General features: G+C 74.1%; 19 protein-coding genes. 7 read left to right on the top strand and 12 right to left on the bottom strand.

Annotated elements, in window-relative coordinates; all coding sequences use genetic code 11:
• Positions 1-231 precede the first annotated feature (231 nt).
• The 3 genes from ACBI99_RS10810 to ACBI99_RS10800 are packed head-to-tail and all read right to left on the bottom strand — an operon-like array spanning position 232 to position 4,186.
• Positions 232-1,296, bottom strand: coding sequence for an AAA family ATPase (locus ACBI99_RS10810; protein WP_219517345.1), 1,065 nt, complete (start codon positions 1,294-1,296; stop codon positions 232-234).
• Positions 1,293-2,807, bottom strand: coding sequence for a DUF5691 domain-containing protein (locus tag ACBI99_RS10805; protein WP_375072212.1), 1,515 nt, complete (start codon positions 2,805-2,807; stop codon positions 1,293-1,295). The genes ACBI99_RS10810 and ACBI99_RS10805 overlap by 4 nt, the downstream gene beginning before the upstream one ends.
• On the bottom strand, positions 2,804-4,186 hold the full coding sequence (locus tag ACBI99_RS10800; RefSeq protein ID WP_375072211.1) for an SWIM zinc finger family protein: 1,383 nt from the start codon (positions 4,184-4,186) through the stop codon (positions 2,804-2,806). Before ACBI99_RS10800 ends, ACBI99_RS10805 begins: the two co-directional genes overlap by 4 nt.
• Before the next feature lie 116 nt (positions 4,187-4,302).
• Here ACBI99_RS10800 and ACBI99_RS10795 point away from each other — a divergent pair, with 116 nt between their 5' ends.
• Both ACBI99_RS10795 and ACBI99_RS10790 read left to right on the top strand, forming a co-directional pair.
• Positions 4,303-4,848, top strand: a complete 546-nt coding sequence (locus ACBI99_RS10795; RefSeq protein WP_357590828.1) for a cupin domain-containing protein — start codon at positions 4,303-4,305, stop codon at positions 4,846-4,848.
• A gap of 147 nt (positions 4,849-4,995) precedes the next feature.
• Positions 4,996-5,541 (top strand): RNA polymerase sigma factor, encoded by a 546-nt coding sequence (locus ACBI99_RS10790; RefSeq protein ID WP_375072210.1) that lies wholly within the window; start codon positions 4,996-4,998, stop codon positions 5,539-5,541.
• Positions 5,542-5,558: 17 nt separating this feature from the next.
• On the opposite strand, the gene ACBI99_RS10785 is transcribed toward ACBI99_RS10790, so the two are convergent.
• Positions 5,559-6,215 (bottom strand): sulfotransferase family protein, encoded by a 657-nt coding sequence (locus ACBI99_RS10785; RefSeq protein WP_375072209.1) that lies wholly within the window; start codon positions 6,213-6,215, stop codon positions 5,559-5,561.
• Positions 6,212-7,243, bottom strand: coding sequence for an alpha-hydroxy acid oxidase (locus ACBI99_RS10780; protein ID WP_375072208.1), 1,032 nt, complete (start codon positions 7,241-7,243; stop codon positions 6,212-6,214). The genes ACBI99_RS10785 and ACBI99_RS10780 overlap by 4 nt, the downstream gene beginning before the upstream one ends.
• A gap of 112 nt (positions 7,244-7,355) precedes the next feature.
• On the opposite strand from ACBI99_RS10780, the gene ACBI99_RS10775 reads away from it, so the two are divergent.
• Positions 7,356-8,573 (top strand): hypothetical protein, encoded by a 1,218-nt coding sequence (locus ACBI99_RS10775; RefSeq protein WP_357590834.1) that lies wholly within the window; start codon positions 7,356-7,358, stop codon positions 8,571-8,573.
• On the opposite strand, the gene ACBI99_RS10770 is transcribed toward ACBI99_RS10775, so the two are convergent.
• Positions 8,560-10,032, bottom strand: a complete 1,473-nt coding sequence (locus tag ACBI99_RS10770) for a class I adenylate-forming enzyme family protein (RefSeq protein WP_375072207.1) — start codon at positions 10,030-10,032, stop codon at positions 8,560-8,562. The two genes, ACBI99_RS10775 and ACBI99_RS10770, sit on opposite strands and share 14 nt — an antisense overlap.
• Before the next feature lie 147 nt (positions 10,033-10,179).
• Between ACBI99_RS10770 and ACBI99_RS10765 the strand changes: the two genes are divergently transcribed.
• On the top strand, positions 10,180-10,545 hold the full coding sequence (locus ACBI99_RS10765; RefSeq protein ID WP_219511320.1) for an STAS domain-containing protein: 366 nt from the start codon (positions 10,180-10,182) through the stop codon (positions 10,543-10,545).
• Positions 10,546-10,548: 3 nt separating this feature from the next.
• Here ACBI99_RS10765 and ACBI99_RS10760 read toward each other — a convergent pair whose 3' ends face one another.
• From ACBI99_RS10760 to ACBI99_RS10750, 3 genes are all read right to left on the bottom strand, one after another.
• Positions 10,549-11,034 carry a MarR family winged helix-turn-helix transcriptional regulator gene (locus ACBI99_RS10760; protein ID WP_219511322.1) on the bottom strand — a complete coding sequence of 162 codons (486 nt, stop codon included), beginning with the start codon at positions 11,032-11,034 and terminating at the stop codon, positions 10,549-10,551.
• Positions 11,035-11,059: 25 nt separating this feature from the next.
• Entirely contained in the window at positions 11,060-12,670 is a 1,611-nt protein-coding gene (locus ACBI99_RS10755; protein WP_219511325.1) for an arylsulfatase, read from the bottom strand.
• Between the two features lie 94 nt (positions 12,671-12,764).
• Positions 12,765-13,658: a sulfotransferase gene (locus ACBI99_RS10750; RefSeq protein ID WP_357590838.1), complete on the bottom strand. Its 894-nt coding sequence runs from the start codon at positions 13,656-13,658 to the stop codon at positions 12,765-12,767.
• Between the two features lie 121 nt (positions 13,659-13,779).
• Between ACBI99_RS10750 and ACBI99_RS10745 the strand changes: the two genes are divergently transcribed.
• Complete coding sequence (locus ACBI99_RS10745; protein WP_219511328.1) at positions 13,780-14,769, top strand: LLM class flavin-dependent oxidoreductase; 990 nt, start codon at positions 13,780-13,782, stop codon at positions 14,767-14,769.
• Here the strand turns inward: ACBI99_RS10745 and ACBI99_RS10740 are convergent.
• Complete coding sequence (locus tag ACBI99_RS10740; RefSeq protein ID WP_219511331.1) at positions 14,759-16,366, bottom strand: FAD-binding protein; 1,608 nt, start codon at positions 16,364-16,366, stop codon at positions 14,759-14,761. The genes ACBI99_RS10745 and ACBI99_RS10740 overlap by 11 nt on opposite strands.
• Positions 16,367-16,714: 348 nt before the next feature.
• Here ACBI99_RS10740 and ACBI99_RS10735 point away from each other — a divergent pair, with 348 nt between their 5' ends.
• Both ACBI99_RS10735 and ACBI99_RS10730 read left to right on the top strand, forming a co-directional pair.
• On the top strand, positions 16,715-18,313 hold the full coding sequence (locus tag ACBI99_RS10735) for an ABC-F family ATP-binding cassette domain-containing protein (protein ID WP_375072206.1): 1,599 nt from the start codon (positions 16,715-16,717) through the stop codon (positions 18,311-18,313).
• Positions 18,314-18,347: 34 nt separating this feature from the next.
• Entirely contained in the window at positions 18,348-19,883 is a 1,536-nt protein-coding gene (locus ACBI99_RS10730; protein WP_364168919.1) for an aldehyde dehydrogenase family protein, read from the top strand.
• 46 nt (positions 19,884-19,929) lie between these two features.
• On the opposite strand, the gene glnII is transcribed toward ACBI99_RS10730, so the two are convergent.
• Both glnII and ACBI99_RS10720 read right to left on the bottom strand, forming a co-directional pair.
• Positions 19,930-20,949, bottom strand: coding sequence for a glutamine synthetase (gene glnII / locus ACBI99_RS10725; protein ID WP_219511337.1), 1,020 nt, complete (start codon positions 20,947-20,949; stop codon positions 19,930-19,932).
• Between the two features lie 100 nt (positions 20,950-21,049).
• Positions 21,050-23,887 carry an AAA family ATPase gene (locus tag ACBI99_RS10720; RefSeq protein WP_375072205.1) on the bottom strand — a complete coding sequence of 946 codons (2,838 nt, stop codon included), beginning with the start codon at positions 23,885-23,887 and terminating at the stop codon, positions 21,050-21,052.
• Positions 23,888-23,898 lie beyond the last annotated feature (11 nt).

Genomic DNA, 23,898 nt, shown 5'->3' with positions numbered 1-23,898 from the left:
CCGGAAGGCCCGCCGCCCCAGGAGGGCGTGGATCCCTCGGAAGGCACGCCGGTCTGGGCAGGCGTGTCGCACCCAGAGGTTGCGGACCCCTCGGCGGGCTCCCCGGCCCCCGGGGTCGCGTCCTCCTCGGAAAGTACGCCGTCTCGTGGAGCCGTGCCGGTCCCAGGTCGGCCAGCCCTCGGGCCGCCCGTAGGGCGGGGAACGGGTCTCGGGGAACGTGTGGAATCGGCGTCATGACACCTCGCGGCAGGCGCGGTAGAAGTCGCGCCAGTCGGAGCGTTCGCGGACCACCGTCTCCAGGTATTCGCGCCACACCACCCGGTCCGACACCGGCTCCTGCACCACGGCGCCGACGAGGCCGGCGGCCACGTCGGCGGGACGCAGGACGCCGTCGCCGAAGTGGGCCGCCAGGGCGATGCCGCTGGTCAGGACGGAGATGGCCTCGGCGGTGGAGAGCGTGCCGCTGGGCGACTTGAGCTTGGTGCGCCCGTCCTCGGTGACCCCGGCGCGCAGCTCGCGGAAGACGGTGACAACGCGGCGGATCTCGGCGGGCCCGGCGCCGGTCTCGGGCAGCTCCAGCGACCGCCCGAGCTGGGCGACGCGGCGGGTGACGATGTCGACCTCCTCCTCGGCGGTGGCGGGGACCGGCAGCACGACGGTGTTGAAGCGGCGGCGCAGCGCGCTGGACAGCTCGTTGACGCCGCGGTCGCGGTCGTTGGCGGTGGCGATCACGTTGAAGCCGCGTTCGGCCTGGACCTCGCGGTTGAGCTCGGGGATCGGCAGCGTCTTCTCCGACAGCACGGTGATCAGCGCGTCCTGTACGTCGGACGGCATGCGGGTGAGCTCCTCGACGCGGGCGAGCCGCCCCTCGGCCATCGCGCGCATCACGGGCGACGGGGTGAGGGCGTCGAGGGACGGACCTTCGGCCAGCAGCCGGGCGTAGTTCCAGCCGTAGCGGATGGCCTCCTCGGCGGTGCCGGCGGTGCCCTGGACGAGCAGGGTGGAGTCGCCGCTGATGGCGGCGGCCAGGTGCTCCGACAGCCAGGTCTTGGCGGTGCCGGGCACGCCGAGCAGCAGCAGCGCCCGGTCGGTGGCGAGGGTGGCGACGGCGACCTCGACGATGCGCCGGGCGCCCACGTACTTGGGCGTGACGCGGTCGCCGTCGCCGAGGATGTACGCGGTGACGGCCCACGGCGACAGCTTCCAGCCGGGCGGCCGGGGCCGGTCGTCCTCCTTGGCGAGCAGGGCCAGCTCGTCGGCGTACTGGTCCTCGGCGTGCGGGCGCAGGACGGTCATGGGGAGAGCTCCCTCAGCATGTCGGCTCGGAAACGTAGGAGGGCGGCGACCTCCTGGACGGGCGGCACCGGCGAGAACCCTTCGGCCAGGGCGGCGAGCGCGGGGTCGATGCGTTCGCCGGCGAGCCTGACCAGCTCGCCGAGGTTCCACGGCTGGGTGGCGGCCACCCTGACGATCTTGCGGAGGACGGCGGTGGCGAGCCGCTCCCGCCAGCACGGCGCGACACCGCCCAGCACCATGATCAGCTGGCCGTCGGGGTCGTGGTCGTTGACGAACCCGGCCGCCAGCTCCTGCTGCTCGTCCGGCGGCAGCGCCTCGAGCAGGTCGGCGATCGGGTCCCAGGCGAACATCGCCCGCGCCCACTCCGGGTCCCGCTGCAGCACCGCGGCGCGCACCCAGGCGGCCCGCACCTCGTCGTGCCATTCGGGCATGCGCTTGCGCAGCATCCGGTGCGGCGGCAGCTCCCACGTCGACAGCGGCGCCCGGGCGATCACCTGTTGCAGCCACCACGCCCGCTCGCCGATGCCGCGCGGCGGCTTGGCGCGTACGCCGTCGCGTTCCATCGCCTTGTCGCACGCCTCGGGCGCCTCGACGTGGATGACGGCGGGGCCGACGGTCAGGCAGCGGCGGGCCCGTTCGGCCATCCGCCCGGCCAGCCGCGAGCCGGGCAGCCGGGTGAGCAGGTTGGCCGCCTCCTGGCGCACCTCGCGCCTGCGGTCGTCGAGCGCCGCCTCCAGGAACGGCTCGTCGTCCATCGACAGCCCGGCGGCCATCACCGCCATGAACGCCGCCCGGTCGTCCGGCGTCTCGCGCTCCCACGTGCTCTCCAGCAGCCGCCGCGCCTCGCCGGGCTCGGCTGCCCGCAGCCGCCGCAGGTAGGCGAGCCGGTCGGCGGCGCTGCCGAGCTCCCACGTCTCGCCGGTGGGCTCCTCCAGCAGGTACGCCCACCGCTCGGCCCGCTCCGCCAGCCACCTGCCGCGCCGGCCGGCGAGCCTGCCGAGGTGCGCGCGGATCGACCGGTCGGACAGGCCGTGCTCCAGCAGCTCGGGCAGCACCGCAGGCGGCACCCTGCGGCCGGTGGCGGCCGCCGCCTCCAGCCATTCGCCCAGCAGCCTGCGCTGCTCACCTCCCATGATCCGCACCAACCGCCCTGCCGCCGCCCGTCCGACGACGGCCTGCTCCTCCTCGGGGGCTGGCCGTCCGATAGCGGCCTGCTGTATAGGGACCGGCTGCCCGCTGGCCGCCTCGCCCTCATCCGCTGCCCGTCCGATGAGGGACTGCCCCTCCTCGGTGGCGGGCCGTACGGGGGTGGGGGCTCCGGGGGCGGGCCGTACGGGGGTGGAGGTTTCCGGGGTGTGAGGTTCGGGGGTGGGGCGGCGGCCGGCGCGGCGGCGGGCTGTCTCGACGGCCGCGTCGGCCAGCAGGTCGCCCTGGTACGGCCTGCGGTCGGTGCCCACGAGGGCGGTGGAGGTCAGGGCGTCCCAGTGCACCCGATCTGCGGGCGAGGTCACAGGATCACCGCCATTCCGTCGTCGTCCCAGGTGGTGAGCAGGTTGAGCCCGTACGGGGTCCATTCGGCGGCCACGGTCACCGGCCGGCCACCGGAGACGGCGAGCAGCCGCCACCAGGCGCGGGTGACCCGCCGCAGCGGGAAGCCGCCCACCGAGGCCGCGCCCGCAGCGGACGTGCCTGCCGAGGGCGCGTCCGGCACCACGCCGGCCAGGACCAGGGGCCAGGAGTCGGTCCACGGGTCGGCGGCCAGGGCGGCGGCCACCTCGCCCATCGCCTCGTCCGGCGTCAGCCCGGGCGGCACCCGCTCGGCCGGGGCCGCGACGTCCGGGTGGTAGGTGGCGACCAGGGCGCGCAAGGGGGCGGCGCCCGGGTAGAAGGCCAGGTCGGCGTCGATCGTGGAACCGTTGACCAGGGAGGCGTCCAGCGGGCGGCCCGGCGGCGCGAACGACAGCACGAGGGCGGCCCGGCCCGTCTCGCGGCCGCGCAGCCAGACGCGGCGGGCGGTGAGCCGGTCCTGCGTCTCGTCGCGCAGGCCGAGCACGTCCCACAGGTCACGGACGGGCGGCCTGGTCAGGACCGTCTCGCGGGTGACGGGGAAGCCGGTGCGCATCATCACCGTCTCGGCCAGGTCGGGCGGCAGCTCGGCGCGGCGGCGGTAGGCGACGGCCAGCAGGTGGAGCAGGGCGTACTCCTCCAGGAGACGCCCCGGCCAGTCGTCCATGGCCCTGACGCGCGCCAGCCGGGAGACGGCCCCGGCGGCTCCGGGGGCCTGGGCGTCGACGAGCCGCTTGGCCACGCCCTCCCAGTCGTGCTCCCCGGCCCCCGCGAGGCCTTGCCGCACCTGGTCGGCGAGCCACCGCTCCAGCTCCGCCATCCCGGCCGCCACCCGCCCCTGCCGCACGACCCCGGACGCAGTCGCAGCCCCAGACCCAGCTCTGGACGCGGTCCCGGCCCCGGGCGCGGGCGCGGGCGCGGAGTCAGCTCCAGACACCGCCACTGACGTGGCCTCGGGGGCGGTCGTCGGGGGTTGTGGTGGGGTGGTGGGGGGTGTGGGGTGGTGGGCCAGCCGGTCGGCTGCCCAGGAGGGGAGGGCGGGGGTCGTGGGGACGTGGCCGGCGGACCAGAGGAGGAGGAGCCCGAGCACGTGCTTACAGGGGAGCTTGCGGCTGGGGCAGGTGCAGCGGTAGGCGGGCTCGGCGAGGTCGACGCGCGTCTCGTAGGGTGTGGGGCCGCTGCCCTCGCAGGCTCCGAACAGCACGTCGCCCGCCACGCCGCGGGACGTCCACGAGCCGGGTGCGGCGACCTCTTGGGCGGCCTTGCGGGAGGGCGCGTCGGGGGCGAGGGCGAGCACCTGATCACGGCTCCACCGTTCGATCACCTGAAGCACACTAGCCACTCGCACCGACATTTCCGCCCCGGTCGAGAACCTGATCAACTCCGGTGGAGAGGGTGGTCCCGGGCGGCCGGCAGAGCGGGGTACGTAAGATCGGGCGGGTGGAATTGAAGATCTATCCCGATGGCCCGGTCGTCGAGGTCGCCGACGAGGCCGAGGCGCTGGCGAGCGACCTGGACGGGCAGCTGGTGCTCGACGGTGAGCGGTTCCTGCGGCGTGACGTCACCGGCGCGCCCGTGGGGTTCGTGGCGCGCCCGCCGATCGCCCGGGCGCTCGACCTGCTGCCGCATCCCGAGGGCGGCTGGTTCCGTGAGACGTGGCGGTCGGGGGTGGAGTTCCGGCCGGAGGGCTACGGCGGGACGAGGGCCAGCGCGACCGGCATCTACTTCCTGCTGCAGCCGGGCGAGGAGTCGGTGCCGCACCGGGTGCGCTCGGACGAGGTGTGGCTGTGGCATCGGGGCGGCCCGCTGGAGCTGACGATCGGCGACGCGACCGTGGTGCTGGGCCCGCTGGTGGAGGAGGGGCAGGTGCCCCAGGCGGTCGTGCCGGGCGGGGTGTGGCAGTCGGCGCGTCCTGCCGGGGATCGGGAGGTGCTGGTGAGTTGCGTCGTCTCGCCGGGTTTCGACTTCGCCGACTTCACCGCCTGATCGGGACCGCCCCCGCCGGGAGCGGGCCCACCGTAAAACGAGGGCTGGCCCGCCGTAGAGGGAAGCGGCCCGGCCCGGATGCCCGTCGCAAATGACCGAAATGCGCGGTTTGTTGAAGTGGGGGCCGGGTTGCGCGTGTGATGGACGGTGTGGTCTCTCTCGGACGAGTCGCTCATGGCCGCCATCGCCGCCGGCGAGGCCGAGGCGACGGTCGCGTTCGTACGGCGCTACCAGGCGAGGGTGTACGGCCTGGCGCTCAGCGTGGTGGGTGACCCGGGGCTGGCCGAGGAGGTGGCGCAGGACGCCTTCGTCCGGGCCTGGCGCCACGCCGCCCGCTACGATCCCGGGCGCGGCAGGGTCGCGAGCTGGCTGCTGACGATCACCCGCAACCTGGCCGTGGACGCGCTGCGGCTGCGCCGTGACCAGCCGGTGGACCCCGCCCGGCTGCCGAGCCCGCGCGACGGCCGGGGCGACGGCGGTGACGGCGGCCGGGAGGCGCTGGGCGAGGTGGAGCGGGTCCGCGACGAGCTGCGGGTGCTGCCCGCCGAGCTGAGCCGGCCGATCCTGCTGTCGTTCTGCTACGGGCTGACGGCCGCCGAGATCGCCAGCCGGGAGGGCCTGCCGCTGGGCACGGTCAAGACGCGGATCCGGCGCGGCCTGGCCCGGCTGCGACAGGCCGCCGCCGTCCCATAGCCGAGGTCAGCCCACGATCAGGACTCCGCCACCCGGGCCGCCACCCGCGCCCAGAACCTGGCCGGGTCGTTCAGATGCGGGTACGGCTCCCCCGGCTCCGGCACCCCCAGGAAGGCGCAGAGCGGCCCCCACCCGGCGCCCGGCTCGACGACGAGGAGCCTGTCGCCCGGGACCTCGCGGCGGACGGCGTCGTTGTGCTCCCGGTAGACGGCGATGGCGTGGTCGCGGTCGGGGAAGCGCCCGCCGAAGAAGCCGTCCCAGATCATCTGCCGGTGGAAGGCGGTGAACACGTCCAGCCCGGGCACGATCCGCCGCGCCTCGGCCACCCGGGGCTCGGCGGGCCCGTCGCCGAACATGCGGTAGACGGTGGCGCGCACGCTCTCGTACCAGGAATCGGGGTCGCGGACGGTGAGGATCACCCGGGCGGACGGGAAGGCGGTGAGCAGGTCGCGCCAGAAGGCCGCGCCGGGCCAGTCGACGCTGGCGGCGTAGCCGTCGAAGACGGTCTCCCAGGGGACGGGCCGCCCGGCGGCGGCGTCGCGCCACAGCGGCAGCCGGTCGGGGTGGTCGAGCACGTGGCGGCCGTGGAAGCACGGCCCGAAGCCGAGCCGTTCGAGCGCGGCCTTGAGCGACAGCGTGCCGGTGCGGCCGACGCCCGCTCCGATGACCTTCACGCGACCACCAGTTCCCTGGTCAGCTCGCCGGGCCCGGCGACGCCGCACAGGGTGAGCGCGTTGAGCAGCTCGGTGCGCAGCAGCGTCAGCACCTTGGCGACGCCTTCGGCCCCGGCCACGGACAGGCCCCACATGACGGGCCGGCCGATCGCCACCGCCCGCGCGCCGAGCGCCAGGGCCTTGATCACGTCGGTGCCGCGCCGTACACCGCCGTCGAGCAGCAGCGGCACCCTGCCGTCGACGGCGTCGGCGATCAGCGGGAGGCGGTCGATGCTGGCCGGGCTGGTGTCGAGCTGGCGGCCGCCGTGGTTGGACACGATGATCGCGGCGGCGCCGTGCTCGACGGCGAGCACGGCGTCGGCGGGGTGCAGGATGCCCTTGAGGACGATCGGCAGCGAGGTGATCGACCGTAACCAGTCGACGTGCTTCCAGGAGATCTCGGGGGACAGCACGACCTGGCGGACGTTGCCGTCGCCGCGCAGGTTCGCGCAGTGGAGGCCGGGCGGCAGGTCGTGGAAGTTGTTGCGGTCGCCGCGCTCGCCCCTGCCCAGCGCGGGCGAGTCGACGGTGACGACGATGGCCTTGCACCCGGCCGCCTCGGCCCGGCGCACGAGCGAGGCGGTGAACCCCAGGTCGGGCTGGATGTAGAGCTGGAACCAGAGCGTGGCCCCGGTGGCGGCGACCTCCTCGACGGGCACGGTGGACAGCATGGCCGCCATCATGATCACGCCGGCCTGGGCGGCGGCCCGCCCGGTCTCGGCCTCCCCGGCGGGGTGCGCGAGCCGGTGGAAGGCGGTGGGGGCGAGCAGCACGGGCATGGAGGCGGCCTGGCCGAGCAGGTTCACCTCGAGCGTGGGCCGTTCGACGCCCCGCAGCACCCGGGGCACCAGGCAGAGCCGCCGGAAGGCCGCCTCGTTGGCGCGGACGGTGACCTCGTCCTGGGCGCCGCCGGCGAAGTAGTCGTAGTAGACCGGGTCGAGCTTCTCCCTGGCCACGTCCTCGAAGTCACGCACGTTGAAGAGGTTCACGACGTCTCCCCGGGCTGTCGGCGGGCGGGCAACGATCACGAGGTCGTACGAACCGAATCTCTCTCATGGATTCCGGTGAATCCAGAGGTGTGTTCAATTTCGTACAACCGTCATGACTGTCCTGTTGCTGGTGCTGTTCGTGCTCTCGCTGCCGTTCTGGCTGCCCCGGGCGGTGACGGGGCTGCGGATGTGGCTGTTCGCGCGGATCAACGGCGCGGAGGGCGTCGCGGTGCCGGGCGAGCTGGTCGGCGTCCCCGAGTTCCTGGAGGTGTACGGGCATCCGGCGGCCGACGGGCGCAGCCGGGGCGCGGCGCTGTCGGACCTGTTCTGGTACTGGCTGTCCCCCGGCCCGGAGCTGCACCAGGAGCATCTGGAGCCGGGGCCGCTCCACACGGAGGTGGCCCGGTGCACCCGGCGCATCCTGACGACCAGCACGCGGGAGGCGGAGCTGCTGGCGGTGGAGAGCCTGCGCGACGCGCTGCCGGCCGGGCGGGGGCTGGTGCGGCTGCGCGATCTGGCGATGCCGGTATGGGCGGAGTTCTACCACCGGCTGGTGTTCGGGACGCCGTGCCCGCCGGGGGTGCGGGAGCTGATCGTGGCCAGCGCCGACGACGTGGTGACGGCGCTGAAGTGCTGCGGGCTGCGGCACCTGGACCGGCGGCTGCGGCTGACCGCGTACCTGGAGAGCGTGCAGGACCGGGTGGCGCATCCGCTGCCGGAGTCGCTGGGGCCGCGGGAGCGGGCGCTCTATCTTCAGGGGGCGTTCTTCAACACGGCGATCGTGCAGAGCTCGGAGGCGACGGCGCACGTGCTCATGGCGCTCGCCGAGGGCGCGCGGGGGCCGCTGGACGAGGTGATCGCGGAGACGTTGCGCCGCTATCCGCTGTTCGGGATCGCGCACCGGATCACCTCCGGCGAGATCGAGCTGCGGAGCGGGGCGACGATCCCGGCGGGATCGGTGCTCTGCTTCAGCTATCCGGAATTCCACCGGTCCGGGGGGCGGATCCCGTTCGGGGTGGCCGCGAACCGGCCGTGCCCGGCCTGGCGGCTGGCCCCGGTCACCATCCGGGCCGTGGTCGGGGAGCTGGACGCGGGCTACACGTTCCGCACCTCTGCCGGGCACGAGCGGGCGCTGCCGAACCGGGGCCCCTGCCTGATGACGCCGCGCGGGCGCGAGCCGCGCCTGCCGGGGGCGGTGCTGGCGTTCCTGCGGGTGCGCGACCTGTGGGAGGACGTGTGGCGCAGCCTGGTGCAGCTCGTGCTCGGCACCTACATGGTGTGGCAGGCCCGCCGCCTGCGCCTGTGCGAGAACCACTTCAACCGGGCTTGAGCCGGGACTTGTCCGGTTTGCCGGCCTCGTTGACCGGCGCCTCGGCCAGCGTGGTGACCGTCCTGGGGACGGCCGCCTCGCCCAGCGCGTCACGTACGAGCGCGGCCAGGTCGTCGCGGGAGACCCGGGCGCGCCCGGCGGGGACGACGTAGGCGTGCACGGCCTCGCCGGTCACCGGGTCGGGCGCGCCGACGACGAACGCCTGCTCGACGGCCGGATGCCCGGCGAGCACGGCCTCCACGGCCCCGGCGTAGCAGACCTCGGCGTTGACGATGATCACGTCCCGGGTGCGGCCGGTCAGGTGCAGCATCCCGTCGCCGTCCAGCCGGCCCAGGTCGCGGGTGCGCAGCCAGCCGTCGTCGCGCAGCACCTCGCGGGTGCCTTCGGGGTCGCGCCAGTAGCCGGCCATCCGGTGCGGGCTGCGTACCCACACCTCGCCGACCTCGCCCGGGCCCACGGGGCGCTCGTCGCGGTCGCGCAGGCTGAGCCGGACGCCCGGCAGCGGCCTGCCGACGGACGTCAGCCGCCCGGCGGCCACGTCGGCGGGCGTGAGCATGGTGATCACGCCCGCCTCGGCCTGGCCGTACCCCTGCCAGATCACCGGGCCGAGGCGTTCCGCGGCGGCGGCGAGCAGGCTCGGGCCCGCCGGGGCGCCGCCGAGAACGAGCGCCCGCAGCCCCGGCGGCCCGCCATCGGCCAGGGCGGAGAGCAGGGCGCCCAGCCGGGGCGGCGGCATCATGGCCGCGGTGACGGCGTGGCGGCCGAGCGCGGCGGCCAGGTCCTCGCCGGGCCCCGGCACGACGACGGTGCCGCCCGCCACCAGGCAGCGGCCCGCGTACGTCATCATCACCGGGCTGGCCAGGGTCCCGTGCACGAGGCAGCGTTCGAAGCGGGTCATCAGCTCGGCCAGGACCGGCGGCCAGTCCTGGTAGGCGAGGCTGTGGGCGCGGTAGGTCTGCGCGCACGCCTTCGGCAGGCCGGTGCTGCCGCTGGTGAAGGTGAGCCTGGCGACGTCGTCCGGCCGGGCCAGCACCTCGGGCGGCGCGGCGGGGCCGGGGCGCAGCAGGTCGGCCGCGCCGGGCAGCGGCCCGAGCGACAGCAGCCGGACGCCCGCCCCGGCGAGCTCGGGCGTCATCGTCGCGGCGTCGGCGATCAGCGCGTCCACGGGCTCGCGCAGCACGTGCGCGAGCTGGGCGGCGCTCCAGCCGGGCCGCAGCGCCGCCACCCGGCAGCCGAGCGCGTGCGCGGCGAGGTGGGCGGCGTACGTCTCGGGCGAGGTGGCTGCGGCGACGGCCACGCCGCTGCCGGGGCCGAGCCCGGCCTCGCGCAGGCGCCGCTCGACGCGGCCGGTGAGGCCGAGCAGCTCGTCCGCGCTGACGGCCCGCGTGCCGTGCTGGATGGCGGTCCGGCCGGGGTCGGCGGCCAGGGCGTCGAGCACCGGCCGGGGGAACAGGTTCACGACAGTAGTACGGGTGCCGCGCGGTGGAGAGATTCGCGGAACTCGGCGCATGTATCAGCTGATTGCTGGGTACTGCACCAGTTCATTGCACTATGCAATGATGGTCATAGGTGAAATGGCACACTTTCACCGCTGGAGGGCGGAAACGTGCAGGCGGGCTTCTCCTGGATCATCACCCCGCACAACGGCGCAGCGGTCCTCAGCCTGTCCGGCGAGCTCGACATCGCCGTGGCGGCCGAGCTGCGGCAGTGCATGGCGGAGGCGATCGCGAGCGCGGAGCCGCCCCGGGTGGTGGTCGACCTCAAGGGCGTGAACTTCTGCGACTCCTCGGGGCTGAGCGTCCTGCTGTCCGGGCTGAGCGAGGCCGAGGCGGCGGGCGGTGTGCTCGTGCTCTGCGAGCTGCACCAGCGGCTCAAGCGGGTGCTCAACGTCACCGGGCTGCACCGGCGCTTCCAGACCTACGACACGGTGACCGAGGCGGTGGCGGCGCTGCCCCGCACGGTGGCCTCCTGACGGTCAGGCCCCGGGCCAGCCGAGCGGGTGCGCGGCGTGCTCCGGCGGCGGCTCGCCGCCCGCCTCGGTGAAGGCGGTCATCGCCTCGACCAGCGCGTGACGCTGCGCCGGCGACAGCCGCTCGACGATCGCGCCGATCTCCGCGCGGCGGCGCGCGGAGACCTCCTCGACGATCCGGCGTCCCTCGCCGGTCAGGCGGATCAGGCTCTCCCTGCGGTTGTGCGGGTTGACCTCGCGCACGATCAGCTCCGCCGCCGCCAGCCGGTCGGCCATCCGCAGCGCGGTGGAGGAGTTGACGCCGAGCATCACGGCCAGCGTGACGAGCTTGGTCTCGCCGTGCCCGGCCAGCGCCACGAGCATCCGGAACTGCGGCAGCGTCACCCGGTCCTTGACCGAGCCCAGGGAGCGGGCCGCGATGCCGGCGAGCAGCCGCGTCCCGGTCAGCACGGCCGAGACGGCCGCCGAGAGATCGTCGTGGCACTCTGACATACACGACCCGGTTTCCGAGAAAGCCTCACGTCAGTGTACGGAGCCGGTGCGCGCGCCGGAAGGTGTGCCGCCTGCCGCCCGCGCCGAAGCCCGCCGAGGCGGTGACCGGACCCCGGCCCCCGACCGTGAACACCTCGGAGACCTCCTCGCCCGGCAGCAGCGTCACCTCCCGCCGCCCGGCCATCCGCCTGCCCCCGGCCGTCGTCAGCGCCAGCGTGACCCGCCGCCACGGCACCTTCGAGCCGTTCACCAGCGCCACCGTGACCTGCTCGCCCGCGCTCCGCACGCGCAGCCCGTACGGGGTGCGCGGGTCGGGACCGATCGACTGGTCGAGCAGCTCCATCAGCTCGGCCGCCAGCTCCGGCCTGCGTGACGCCAGGTCGCGGGTCTCCCCGAGGTCCGTGGCCAGGTCGTACAGTTCGACGCGCCCTTCGGGGCCCGCGCCCGCGATGCCGGGCTCGAACCTGATGGCCTTCCAGCGGCCCCGGCGGATCGCCTGCGCCTTGCGCGGCCGGTTCCAGACCAGGTGGCTGTGGCCCTCGCGGCGGCCGCCGTTGAGCAGCTTCCTGAACGACTTGCCGTCGAGCGCGGCCGGCGCGGGCACCTCGGCCAGGTCGGCCAGCGTCGGCAGCACGTCGTAGAGCGTGACCGGCTCGCGCACCACCCGGCCGCGCATCTTCGGCGACCAGGCGATCAGCGGCACGCGGATGCCGCCCTCGTACAGGTCGCGCTTGTCGGCCCGGTAGGGGCCGTTGGAGTCGAACAGCCAGGGCGTCACGCCCTTCTCCCGGTGCGGCCCGTTGTCGCTGGTGAACAGCACCACCGTGTCGTCGGCCACACCCGCCTCACGCAGCGCGCGCAGCAGCGTGGCCACGTGCGCGTCCAGCCGCCCGACCTGCGCGGCGTGCCGCCGGTTCGCCCTGGTCCAGGGCTTGTCCTCGTAGCGGCCGGCGTCGCCCGGGACGACGCTGGGGGCGTGCGGCAGGTTCGTGGCAAAGTACAGCAGGAACGGGTCGTCCGACGGCTGCCGGACGAAGTCGACGGCCCGCCGCAGGAGCAGGTCGGGCGCGTACGCCTTGCGGCCGAGCGCCACCCGGCCGCCGTTGTGCCACAGATACTCCGGGTAGTACTGGTGGGCGTGGCGGTGGCCGATGTAGCCGAAGAACTCGCCGAACCCGCGCTCGTTCGGGTGCGACGGCTGACCGGCCTGCTCGGGGCCGAACCCCCACTTGCCGATGCACGCCGTGCGATAGCCCGCAAGCTGGAGTAACTCGCCGAAGGTCAGGTCGGCCTCGCTCAGCGACCGCTGCGGCCCGCCCTCCGGGTTCTCCCGTACGGTGCCGTGCCCCGCGTGCATGCCGGTCAGCAGCGAGCACCTCGACGGGGCGCACAGCGGCGCCCCCGAGTAGGCGGTCTCGAACCGCACCCCCTCACGCGCCATCCGGTCCAGGTGCGGTGTCGCGATCAGCCGCTGCCCCTGGCTGCCGATCTCCCCCCAGCCCAGGTCGTCGGCCAGGATGACGACGAAGTTGGGCCGCCGGGGGAACGCGGCCCGCGCCGGGGACGCCGAGGCGGAGACGGTCAAGCTGGCCAGGGCACCCGTGAGCAGGGTGCGGCGCGACGGCGCGGCGATCATGCAGGACACCTTCAAGGCAACGAAAGATCGGCAGGAGAACCACCGGAGAACGGCAGGCGAACTCTGCCGGAGCCTTGGTTCGCAAGCGCCGAGCTCAGCAGTAGTCCCACAGCCCGCAGATCTCCCTGAGCTCGGGCGGCAGCTCGTCGTCTGTCGGCAACGGGCGGCCAGCGACGACCGTACCGCTACGGATCTTGTCGCGCCAGTCGCCGACGCCTTTCACGAAACCGCCGTGGTCGCGCTCGCCGTAGTTCAGCATCGACGGCTCCCACTCCACCCCGAGGAAGGCGCACACCCGCCGCAGCTCGGCCTCCGGATCGGCGACCACGTCCTCGTAGCGGACGGTCAGCCCCTCCAGGTGGGTGCGGGCCTCCTGGAGGTAGGTCATGTAGCTGAGCGTGCGCGGCACCGCCTCCTCCATGGGCCGCTTGACCGGGTCGGCCTCGTGCCAGGACTGCACGATCGACATCGGGTGCCGTAGCAGGAACAGGAACCGCGCGTCCGGCCAGCACGCCGCGATCCGCCGCCAGGCGAACACGTTGGAGGGCGTCTTCTCCACCAGGACCGGCTTGCCGCTGCGGGCCAGCTCGCGGTGGAGCATCCGGTCCCACACGATGTGCTCGATGTCGCTGTGGGTGTGGCCGAGCAGCTCCATCGCCTGCCGGACCGGCTCGGTCGTCAGCCCGACGGTGATCCGCCGGAAGTGCGTCTCGATGGGCGAGTGCACCTGGGAGTGGCTGTTGAGCATGACGCGCATGAGCGTCGAGCCGGAGCGCACCGAGGAGAGCAGGAAGACCGGGGCCCGCAGCAGCCGGTCGTGCGCCGGGTCGGCCGGCGGGCGCACCTCGTCGCCGGGCAGCCGCTGCAGTTCGAGCGGCGGCTTGGGGACGGGCTTCGGCGCGGGCGCCGGCCTGGCCGCGCGGGCCCGGGTCAGCGTGTAGCCGGTGAGTCCTTCGAGCGTCGCGTTGACCGTGTACTTCCAGCTCATGGCCCGTCAACGTAGACACCACCGGTGAACCCACGGTTAACCGGCCCTGTGAAATAACCCGGCGGTCCCGGTGGTTACACCACGTGCTCCCGGATCTTTCACAGCGAAAGGCATGTTCTCCATGGCTCTCCCGCTCTCCATACTCGATCTGGCGCACATCGGCGAAGGGGAGACGGCCGCCGACAGCCTGGCCGCCAGCGTCACGATGGCCCAGCGCGCCGAGGAGTGGGGTTACCGGCGTATCTGGTACGCCGAGCACCACAACATGCCCACGATCGCCTCGTCCGCCACGAGCGTGCTGATCGCCCACGTGGCCGCGCACACCCGCACGATCCGCCTCGGCGCGGGCGGCGTCATGCTGCCCAACCACGCCCCGCTGACGATTGCCGAGCAGTACGGCACGCTGGCCACGCTCCACCCGGGCCGCATCGACCTGGGGCTGGGCCGGGCGCCGGGCAGCGACCAGCAGACGATGCGGGCGATGCGCCGCAACCCGGCCGCCGCCGACGAGTTCCCGCAGGACGTGCTGGAGCTGCAGGGCTATCTGACCGGCGAGTCGCGCATCCCCGGCGTGGAGGCGACGCCGGGCAAGGGCACCGACGTGCCGCTGTACATCCTCGGCTCGTCCCTGTTCGGCGCTCAGCTCGCCGCCATGCTCGGGCTGCCGTACGCGTTCGCCTCCCACTTCGCGCCGGCCGCGCTGGAGGAGGCGGTCGAGCTCTACCGGCGTGACTTCCGGCCGTCGGCCCAGCTCGCGGAGCCGTACGTGATCGCGGGCGTGAACGTGATCGCCGCCGACACGGCCGAGGAGGCGCAGGCGCAGTTCCTGTCGGCCAAGCGCAAGCGGGTGAGCCTGCTGCTCGGCCGGGGCCGCGCGTTCACGCCGGAGGAGGCCGACGCGGTCCTCGAATCCCCCGCCGGGCAGCAGATCCTGCAGATGACGCGCTACTCGGCCGTCGGCACGCCGGGAGACGTCGCCGCCGAGCTCGACAGGTTCGCCGGGCACGCCCGCGCCGACGAGCTGATCGTGGTGTCTGCGGCGCCGGAGCGGGCGGCCTGGCTGCGCTCGCTGGAGCTGCTGGCCCAGGTGAGCGGCCTGGTCACGGCCTGATCGACAGGGCGTGGCCGAAGACGCCGCGCGGGTCCCAGCGCGCCTTGACCCGCTGCAGGCGCGCGTAGTTGTCCCCGTAGTAGAGCGCCGGCCAGGGCACCCCGGAGGTGTTCCAGGCCGGGTCGGCGTGGTCGGTGTCGGGGTAGTTGATGTAGGCGCCGCCGAGGTTGCCGCCCGGCACCGGCACGCCCCCGGTCGCCGCGAACGTCCTGCGGTGCAGGTCGCGCACCCAGGCCAGCTCGGCCGCGCCGTCGCCGGCCGGGTCCCAGGTGGCCAGGTGGAGCACCTTGAGGATCGACCGGCGCTCGACGGTGGCGGTCGCCTCCGGCGCGACCGTGTTGACGCGGCCCCCGTACGACAGCAGCCACAGCACGCCGGTCCGCGCGGGGCCGCCCGCGGTCAGGCTGTCGTAGGCGATGCCCGCCTGCTCGTCGGTGAAGCGGCTGCGCAGGTAGGCGGACTTGCCCTTGTAGTGGCCCGCCTCGGTCGCCTCGCCGAGCGAGAGCGACCGCACGGCCTGGAACCACGGCTGGCGCAGGAACGGCGGCACCGTCGCCGGCGGCGTGACGCCCTCGCCGACGGCGGCGAGGAAGCCGGCCAGCAGCTTCTCGGCGCCGGGCACGCCCGCGTCGATCTGCGCCGGCAGGATCATGTCGCCCGGCGCGTCGTCGCCCTGGCGGCCGGGGATCAGCAGCGACCCCCACAGCGAGGCGTACGGGGTGCCGGGCTCGCTGTTGCGCTCGTGCCACTCGCCGTGGTTGCGCAGCAGCCGCTGGAACGACTCGCGCGTCATGTCCTTCCACGACCAGATCGCGATGCCCGACACGACGGAGGCGGGCGGCCTGGGCAGCAGGGTGCCGGGGTCGTCGCCGCGCGCCCGCGGATCGCGCATCCAGTAGCGGGTGACGACGCCGAAGTTGCCGCCGCCGCCTCCGGTGTGGGCCCACCACAGGTCGTGGTTGGGATCGCGCGGGTCGCGGGTGGCCACGACGGCGCGGGCGCGGCCGTGCCGGTCGACGACCACGACCTCGACGGCGTGCAGGTGGTCGACGGTCAGGCCGTCGCGCCGTGACAGCGGCCCGTAGCCGCCGCCCGCGATGTGCCCTCCGGCGGCCACGCCCCCGCACTGGCCGCCGGGGATCGTGACGCCCCAGCCGAGGTAGAGCCGCCGGTAGGCCTGCATGAGCGTGGCCCCCGCCTCGATCGCGAACGCGCGGCGCTCCTCGTCGAAGTAGACCTCCGACATCTCGCACAGGTCGAGCACCACCTCGGCGCCTTCGCCGACGAAGTTCTCGTAGCAGTGGCCGCCGCTGCGCACGGTCAGCCGCCGGTTCTCGCGCACCGCCCGGCCGACGGCCTGGACCACCTGCTCGGTCGTCCCGGCCAGGTAGAAGTAGTCGGGCTCGGCGCGGAAGCGCTGGTTGGTGCGCCGGACCGCCAGGTCCTCGTAGCGGGGGTCGGACGGGCGCACCACGACCGGCCCGAGCGGCGGGGCGCCGGGCCCGGCGGGCTCGCCGGGTAATCCGCCGCCCGCGGCGAGCCCGCCGCCGAGCGCCGCCGTGCCGCCGATGAAGCCCCTGCGCGTGACCTCGCTCATGATCGTCCTCTCGTCGGATGGCCTGCGCGTTGCTCTGCGGCTCCGACGCTACGGGCGGGGGCGGGAGGCGGACAGGAGGCCAGCTGCACAGCCGGGGTGGAGGAAGATGCACCGCCGGCATCCCCTTGCCCCCACCTTTTCGGTCGCGTACAGTGTGCGGGTCCTGCCGCCGACATCCGAGGTGATCTGTTGAAGCTCTGAGGCCGAGACGCCGCGCCCACGTCCGTGGTGTGCGCCCGCCCGACCTCAGGTGATCCTTCGACGCCTCTGTTCCGCGTTTCCGGGCGGCCTTTCCGCGGTGTCTCCACGTGTCCCGAAATTTCCTGACACGGTGAGGAGCCACCCCTTATGTCATTCTCCATCGTCTGTGACGGCCTCTCCTACGAGCACGCCGACGGCACCCCCGTCCTCGACGGCCTCGACGTCGCCTTCGGCGCCGGGCGCACCGGGCTCATGGGCGTCAACGGCTCCGGCAAGTCCACGCTGCTCAAGCTCGTCGCCGGTGAGCTGCGGCCGACGGCCGGCTCGGTCAGCGTCGCCGGCGACGTCGGCTACCTGCCGCAGGACCTGCCCCTGGCCACCGGCGCCACCGTCGCCGGGCTGCTCGGCATCGAACGGCAGCGGGCCGCGCTGCACGCCATCGAGGGCGGCGACGCCTCCCCCGAGCACTTCACGGCCATCGGCGACGACTGGGACGTCGAGGAGCGGGCGCACGCCGAGCTGGACCGGCTCGGCCTCGGCCACCTCGGCCTGGACCGGCCCGCCGGCACCCTGTCCGGCGGCGAGGTCGTGATGACCGGCCTGGCGGCGCTGCTCATGCGCAGGCCCGGCGTGCTGCTGCTCGACGAGCCCACCAACAACCTCGACCTGGACGCCCGCCGCCGCCTGTACGCGGCCGTGCGCTCCTGGACGGGGGTGCTGGTGGTGGTCAGCCACGACCGCGTCCTGCTCGACCTGGTGGACCAGATCGCCGACCTGCGCGACGGGGCGGTGCGCGTGTTCGGCGGCAACCTGACGGCCTACGAGCAGGCGCTCGCGGCCGAGCGGGAGGCGGCCGAGCGCATGGTCCGGGTCGCCGAGGGCGGCCTCAGGAAGCAGAAGCAGGAGCTGGCCGACGCCCTGGTCAAGCTGAGCCGCCGGACCCGTTACGGAGACAAGATGTACGCGACCAAGCGCGAGCCGAAGATCATCATGAACGCGCGCAAACGGCAGGCCCAGGTGGCGGCGGGCAAGCACCGCACCATGCACGCCGAGAAGCTGGAGCAGGCCCGCGACCGCCTCACCGAGGCCGAGCAGGCCGTCCGCGAGGACGCCGAGATCCGCGTGTCGCTGCCGCGCACCGAGGTCCCGGCCGGGCGCACGGTCCTGACGCTGACGGGCGTGCCGGGGCTGAGCGAGCTGCGCGGCGGCCCCGACGCCGGCGGCGAGCCCGTGACCGAGCTGGTGCTGCGCGGCCCCGAGCGGGTCGCGCTGACCGGCCCCAACGGGTCGGGCAAGACGACGCTGCTGCGCGCGATCGTCTCAGGCGCTCCCGGGGCCTGCCCCGGGGTGCCCGTGCGCTACCTGCCGCAGCGGCTCGACCTGCTGGACGGCTCGCTCAGCGTGCTCGACAACGTCCGGCGGTTCGCCCCGGCCGTCCCCGTGGGCGAGCTGCGGGCGCGGCTGGCCCGCTTCCTGTTCCGGGGGGCGCGGGCCGAGCAGCCTGCCGCGACGCTGTCGGGCGGCGAGCGGTTCCGCGCCGTCCTGGCCGCCCTGCTCTCCGCCGAGCCGCCGCCCCAGCTGCTGCTCCTGGACGAGCCGACGAACAACCTGGACATGGCCAGCGTCCGCCGGCTGTCCGAGGCGCTGTCGGCCTACCGGGGCGCGCTGCTCGTGGTCAGCCACGACCTGCCGTTCCTGGAGACGCTCGGCATCACCCGCTGGCTGGCCAAGCATCCGGAGGGATGATTGTGTGTCCGGAGAACCTGTGAGGAGGGCACCTGTGAGCCGCAAGATTTCCTCCGTCGTCGGAGGCAAGGACGCCGCCGCGATCGAGACGTACGCATCGACGAACCCCGCCCGCACCGCCGAGGTCGTCGCCGAGGTGGGGCTGGCCGACGCCGAGACCTTCGCCGTCGCCGCGGCGACGGCGAAGGAGGCGCAGCGGGAGTGGGCTAGGGTGCCCGCTCCCGTGCGGGGACGGGTGATCGCCTCCATCGGGCGGCTCGTCGAGGCCAACACCGAGACGCTGGCCAGGATCGTCACCCAGGAGATCGGCAAGCCCTACGGTGAGGCGCTGGGCGAGGTGCGGGAGATCGTCGACACGTGCGACTTCTTCCTCGGCGAGGGCCGCAGGCTCTACGGGCAGACGGTGCCGTCGGAGATGCCCGACAAGAACCTGTTCACCTTCCGCAACCCGGTCGGCGTCGCGGCGGTGATCACCGCGGGCAACTTCCCGGTGGCCGTCCCGTCCTGGTACCTGGTGCCGGCGCTGCTGTGCGGCAACGCGGTCGTGTGGAAGCCCGCCGAGTACGCCGCCGCCTCCGCGCACGCCCTCTACCGGCTGTTCGCGGCGGCGGGGCTGCCCGACGGCGTGCTGAACATCGTCTTCGCCGACGGCGGGCAGACGTTCGCCGGGCTGGAGCGCGCCCTGGACGCCGGGAACGTCGACAAGGTCGGCTTCACCGGCTCCAGCGAGGTCGGCCGGAAGATCGGCGAGCTGGCCGGCCGGCACCTGCAGTCGGCCTGCCTGGAGCTCGGCGGCAAGAACCCGATGGTCATCATGCCGGACGCCGACCTGGACCTGGCGGTGGAGGGCGCGCTGTTCTCCGGGTTCGGCACCGCCGGGCAGCGCTGCACCAGCCTGGGCACGGTCATCGTGCACGAGTCGATCCACCGCGAGTTCACCGACCGCTTCGCCCGCGCCGTACGGGAGGCCAGGATCGGCGACCCCGAGCAGGACGTGCTGGCCGGGCCGCTGCTGGACCGCAAGTTCGCCGACCGCTACGAGGAATACCTGACCTGGATCCAGCCCCACCACCGGGTCGTCACCGGCGCGACCGGCCGCATCACCGCCGAGAGCCCGCACGGCGGCTTCACCGGCGAGGGCGGCCTCTACTACCATCCGGTCGTCGTCGACGGCGTGCGGCCGGACGACCGGCTGTTCCTGGAGGAGACGTTCGGGCCGATCGTCGGCGTCACCTCGTTCGCCACGCTGGAGGAGGCCGTCGAGCTCGCCAACCGGCCCGGCTACGGGCTGTCCAGCTCCATCTACACCACTGACGCCAAGCACGCCTTCCGCTTCCGCGAGGGCGTCTCGGCGGGCATGGTCAGCGTCAACAACTCCACCTCGGGGGCCGAGGCGCACCTGCCGTTCGGCGGCAACGGCAAGTCGGGCAACGGCAGCCGGCAGTCGGGGATGTGGGTGCTCGACCAGTTCACCCGCTGGCAGGCGATGAACTGGGACCACTCCGGGCGGCTGCAGAAGGCCCAGATGGACGTCGCCGACATCACGCCGGACCGCGACTTCCGGCTTTGAGCGCACGGCGGCGGGACGCGGCGTCCGCGTCCCGCCGTCCGCCGGGTCAGACCTGGCCGGCCTTCTCCAGCGCGGCGCAGCAGGTGTTCACGAGCAGGCGGGTGACCACGTACGGGTCGACGTTGGCGTTGGGGCGCCGGTCCTCGATGTAGCCCTTCTTGTCCACCTCGACCTGCCACGGGATGCGCACGGAGGCGCCGCGGTCGGAGACACCGTAGGTGTAGCGGTTCCACGGGGCGGTCTCGTGCGCGCCGGTCAGGCGGCTCTCGATGTCGGCGCCGTACTGGGAGACGTGCTCCATCGGCTTGTCGCCCTCGCCGAGCGCCTCGCAGGCGGTGATGATGGCGTCGTAGCCCTCGCGCATGGCCTTGGTGGAGAAGTTCGTGTGCGCGCCGGCGCCGTTCCAGTCGCCACGGGCGGGCTTGGCGTCGAGCGTCGCCTCCACGCCGAACTCCTCGGCGGTGCGGTAGAGCAGCCAGCGGGCGATCCACAGGTGGTCGGCGACCTCGAGGGGGCCCGCCGGGCCTACCTGGAACTCCCACTGGCCGGGCATGACCTCGGCGTTGATGCCGGAGATGGCCAGGCCGGCGGCCAGGCAGCGGTCCAGGTGCAGCTCGACGATCTCGCGGCCGAACACGGCCTCGGCGCCCACGCCGCAGTAGTAGTGGCCCTGCGGGGCGGGGAAGCCGCCCTCGGGGAAGCCGAGCGGGCGGCTGCCCTTGAAGAACGTGTACTCCTGCTCGATGCCGAACCACGACTCCTGAGCCGCGTAACGCTCGGCGATCGGGCGCAGCAGCGCACGGGTGTTGCTCTTGTGCGAGGTGCCGTCGGTCTCCTCCACCTCGCACAGGACCAGCACGCTGTCGCCGCCGCGGATCGGGTCCGGGCAGGTGAACACGGGGCGGAGCACGCGGTCCGACGAGTGGCCCTCGGCCTGGTTGGTGCTGGAACCGTCGAAGCCCCACAGCGGCGGCTCTGCCCCGTCGGCGAGGATCCTGGTCTTGGAGCGCATCAGCGCCGTGGGCTCGGTGCCGTCGATCCAGATGTACTCAGCCTTGTAGCTCACGGCGGTCCTTTCACGGTTTCTCTCAGCCACGCCGAGTCTTAAGGACAGCCGTTTCCACGTTTTTGCCCGAATGTGAACGGCGTGTTAAGCCGGTGCCGGATCAGGCGCCCTCCCGCCTGGCCTGTCCGTCGTAGCCGAGCAGGCGCATGGCGGTGTCCGGGTCGAGCGCCGCGGCCAGGAGCTGGGCGCGGGCATGCGCCTGGTCGCGTTCTCGTTCGGCCTTGGCCTGGGCGGCGCGCAGGCCCCTGACCGCGACGGCGGCCAGCCCGGCGCCCACGACGGCAGCGACCACGACGAGGAACAGCACCGCCAGCAGGCCCGGCGAGACGATCCCGCCGCCGGGCTCCGCCCCGGCCGAGCCGGCGAGCGCGCCGCTCACGGCCAGCCCGCAGACGACGGCCACCGTCACCAGCGCGAGCAGGCTCCCCCCGGCCAGCCACCAGCGCCGCCCCACACCAGACGCGGGGACGGGAGCGGAGAAGGGCGCGGCGCCACGCGCGGGGACGGGCTCGTACGCCGGCGCCGGCTCGGCGGCCCACGGCACGAACTCCGGCCGGGACCCCTGCGCCCCGGGCACGGCCACCACCCCGGGCCCGTCGTCCGGCGGGACCGCCGCCGCCGGTGGGACGATCGTGCGGGGCTCGATCACCTCCTCGGGAGGGGCGCTCACGCCGGGCAGGTCGCGCCCGATGCGGCCGTGCTCACGGTGGGCGCGGACCGCCTCCCGGTGGTAGTCCTCCAGCTCCCGGTAGAAGTCGTCCGAGGCGTACACGGCGCCGTCGACCAGCGGCCCCGCGGCCCGTTCGATGACCGCGACCACGTCGTCCCCGTTGAGCGTGCGGTGCGCCTCCAGGGCGTGCGCCAGCGACAGCACGTCCCTGCGGCGCTCCTCCAGCAGCCGCTCGGTCTTCTCCAGCAGCCGCACGAGGTGGTCCTCGATCCGCTCCCCCAGCACGTCCGGCGCCGGTCCGGGCCGCGCCCGGGCGGAGCGGCGCGACCCGCGGCGGTGCGCCTTGCCGCCCGTGATCTCCAGCTCCCGCAGCGCGGGCAGCGAGGTGACGCCGGAGCCCATCCCCCAGTGCGACTCCATGAGCGCCGCCAGGAAGGTCGCCGCGTGCAGGTCGCCGGCGACGCCGGAGGAGCTGTCCTCGCCGAAGAACATCCGCTCCCCGGCCAGCGAGGCGAGCGCGACCATGATGTCCGCCTCGTACTCCGACTTCCACCGGGTGAACTGGTCGCCCGGCTCGATGGAGGCCACCAGCCCGAGGTGGTCGGCCCCCTTCTCGATGGTGGCGACGTCGATCTCCAGGTGGAAGCGGGCCACGTACGCGACGACCGCGTGGCAGGCCTCGTGCACGGCCACGGCGTGCCGCTCCCGGCCGGCGTACTCGGCGCCGCCGGGCGGGCCGAGCTGCTTGAGCCGCTTGGCGTGCAGCACGTCCGCCCAGGTGATGACGTCGCGCCCGGCTCGGACGGCGGCGATGAGCGACTCGTTGACCAGGTCCTTGATGGTGGCGCCGGTCGCGTACGGGGTGAGGGTGGCGAGCCTGTCGATCTGCTCGGCGGTGAGCCGGTGCGCGACCTTGCCGAAGTAGCCCTGGTAGGTGGCCACCCGTCCGGCCCTGGTCGGGTGGCCGACCTTGTAGACGCGGTCGATGCGGCCGGGCCGCAGCAGCGCCTCGTCGACGGCGTCGGGGCGGCTGGTGGCCATCATGACGAGGACGCGGTAGCCGGGCGGCGGCTTGGGCCGCATGCCGAGCGCCCGCCGGACCAGCCGGTTGAACAGGCCGCGCGGCTTCTTCAGCCCGGACAGCTCGGCGAGCAGGGCCTGGAGGGTGCCAGGTTCGCCGTGGGCCGCGCGGCCCGTGGCGAGCAGCCCGTTGCCGGGGTCGCGGAAGGCCAGGGCCATCCGGCTCTCCTCGGACAGGTACGTCATGCCGTGGCAGGGGGCCGGGCCGCCCGCGCCCTGGTGGGCGGGCCTGCCGCGCCTGCCGAGCGCGTCGGCCTCGTCGAAGTGGACGACCACCCCGCCGTGGCGGAGCGCGAGCCTGCGCAGCCTCCGGAAGAGCGCCTTCATCTTGAGGACGCCGACGCCCGGGAGCAGGTTCGCGAACGCGCCCGGCTCGACGAGCACGTACGGCTTGCCGGTCTCCCCCGCGACGGCCTCGGCCAGCAGCGTCTTGCCGGTGCCCGGCGGCCCCCACAGCAGCAGGCCGCCGGGCACGTAGCCGCCGCGCTCCTCGATCTCGCCGGGCCGCTCCAGGAAGACGACGGCCTCGCGGACCCGCTCGACGACGTGGTCCTGCCCCCACACGTCGGCCAGGCGCGTCTCGACGTCGCCCGGGAAGTACGTCTCCACGCCGCCCCTGGACAGCAGCCAGAGCGCCCCCGCGACCGGCACGACGACCGCGCAGGCCACCAGCACGGCCCGCAGCACCGACGGCAGCGCCGCGAGGACCAGCGCCGCCGCCTGGAACACCGCCAGGAACGGGCTGGTGCCGAGCACCGCGCCCAGCACCAGCGCCGCCAGCGCGACCCAGAACGCCGCCATCAGCAGCCGGGCGAACCGGAACCGGGCCCAGTCGTCGAAGCGCCGGTGCGACCACCGCTCGACCCCGCCGGACACCCGCCCGGCCCAGAACCGGTGGTAGCCCGGCGACACCTCGCTGACCAGGAAGTGCGCCTGCCGGACCGCCTCAGCGCCGAGCAGCCAGAAGATCCACTGATGCTGCCGCGCGATCACCAGCATGGCCTCGCCGTACGGGACGATGCCGGGGAAGTCGGCCATCACCTTCCATGTCAGGACGGCGTACGCGACCGCGAGGCCGAGCAGGAGCCTGCTGCGGTCCCACAGGCGCATCCTCGGCCGCGTGGCGGTGGCGGGCACGGCGGGCCCGCTGCCGGGCGCGCGCAGCCCTGCCTGGCGTGTGCTCTTCACAGGGTGCTCCC

Origin of the sequence: Nonomuraea sp. ATR24 (assembly GCF_041950485.1) — a bacterium.
Classification (GTDB): domain Bacteria; phylum Actinomycetota; class Actinomycetes; order Streptosporangiales; family Streptosporangiaceae; genus Nonomuraea; species Nonomuraea ceibae.
This window is presented reverse-complemented; position numbering and strand designations above follow the sequence as displayed.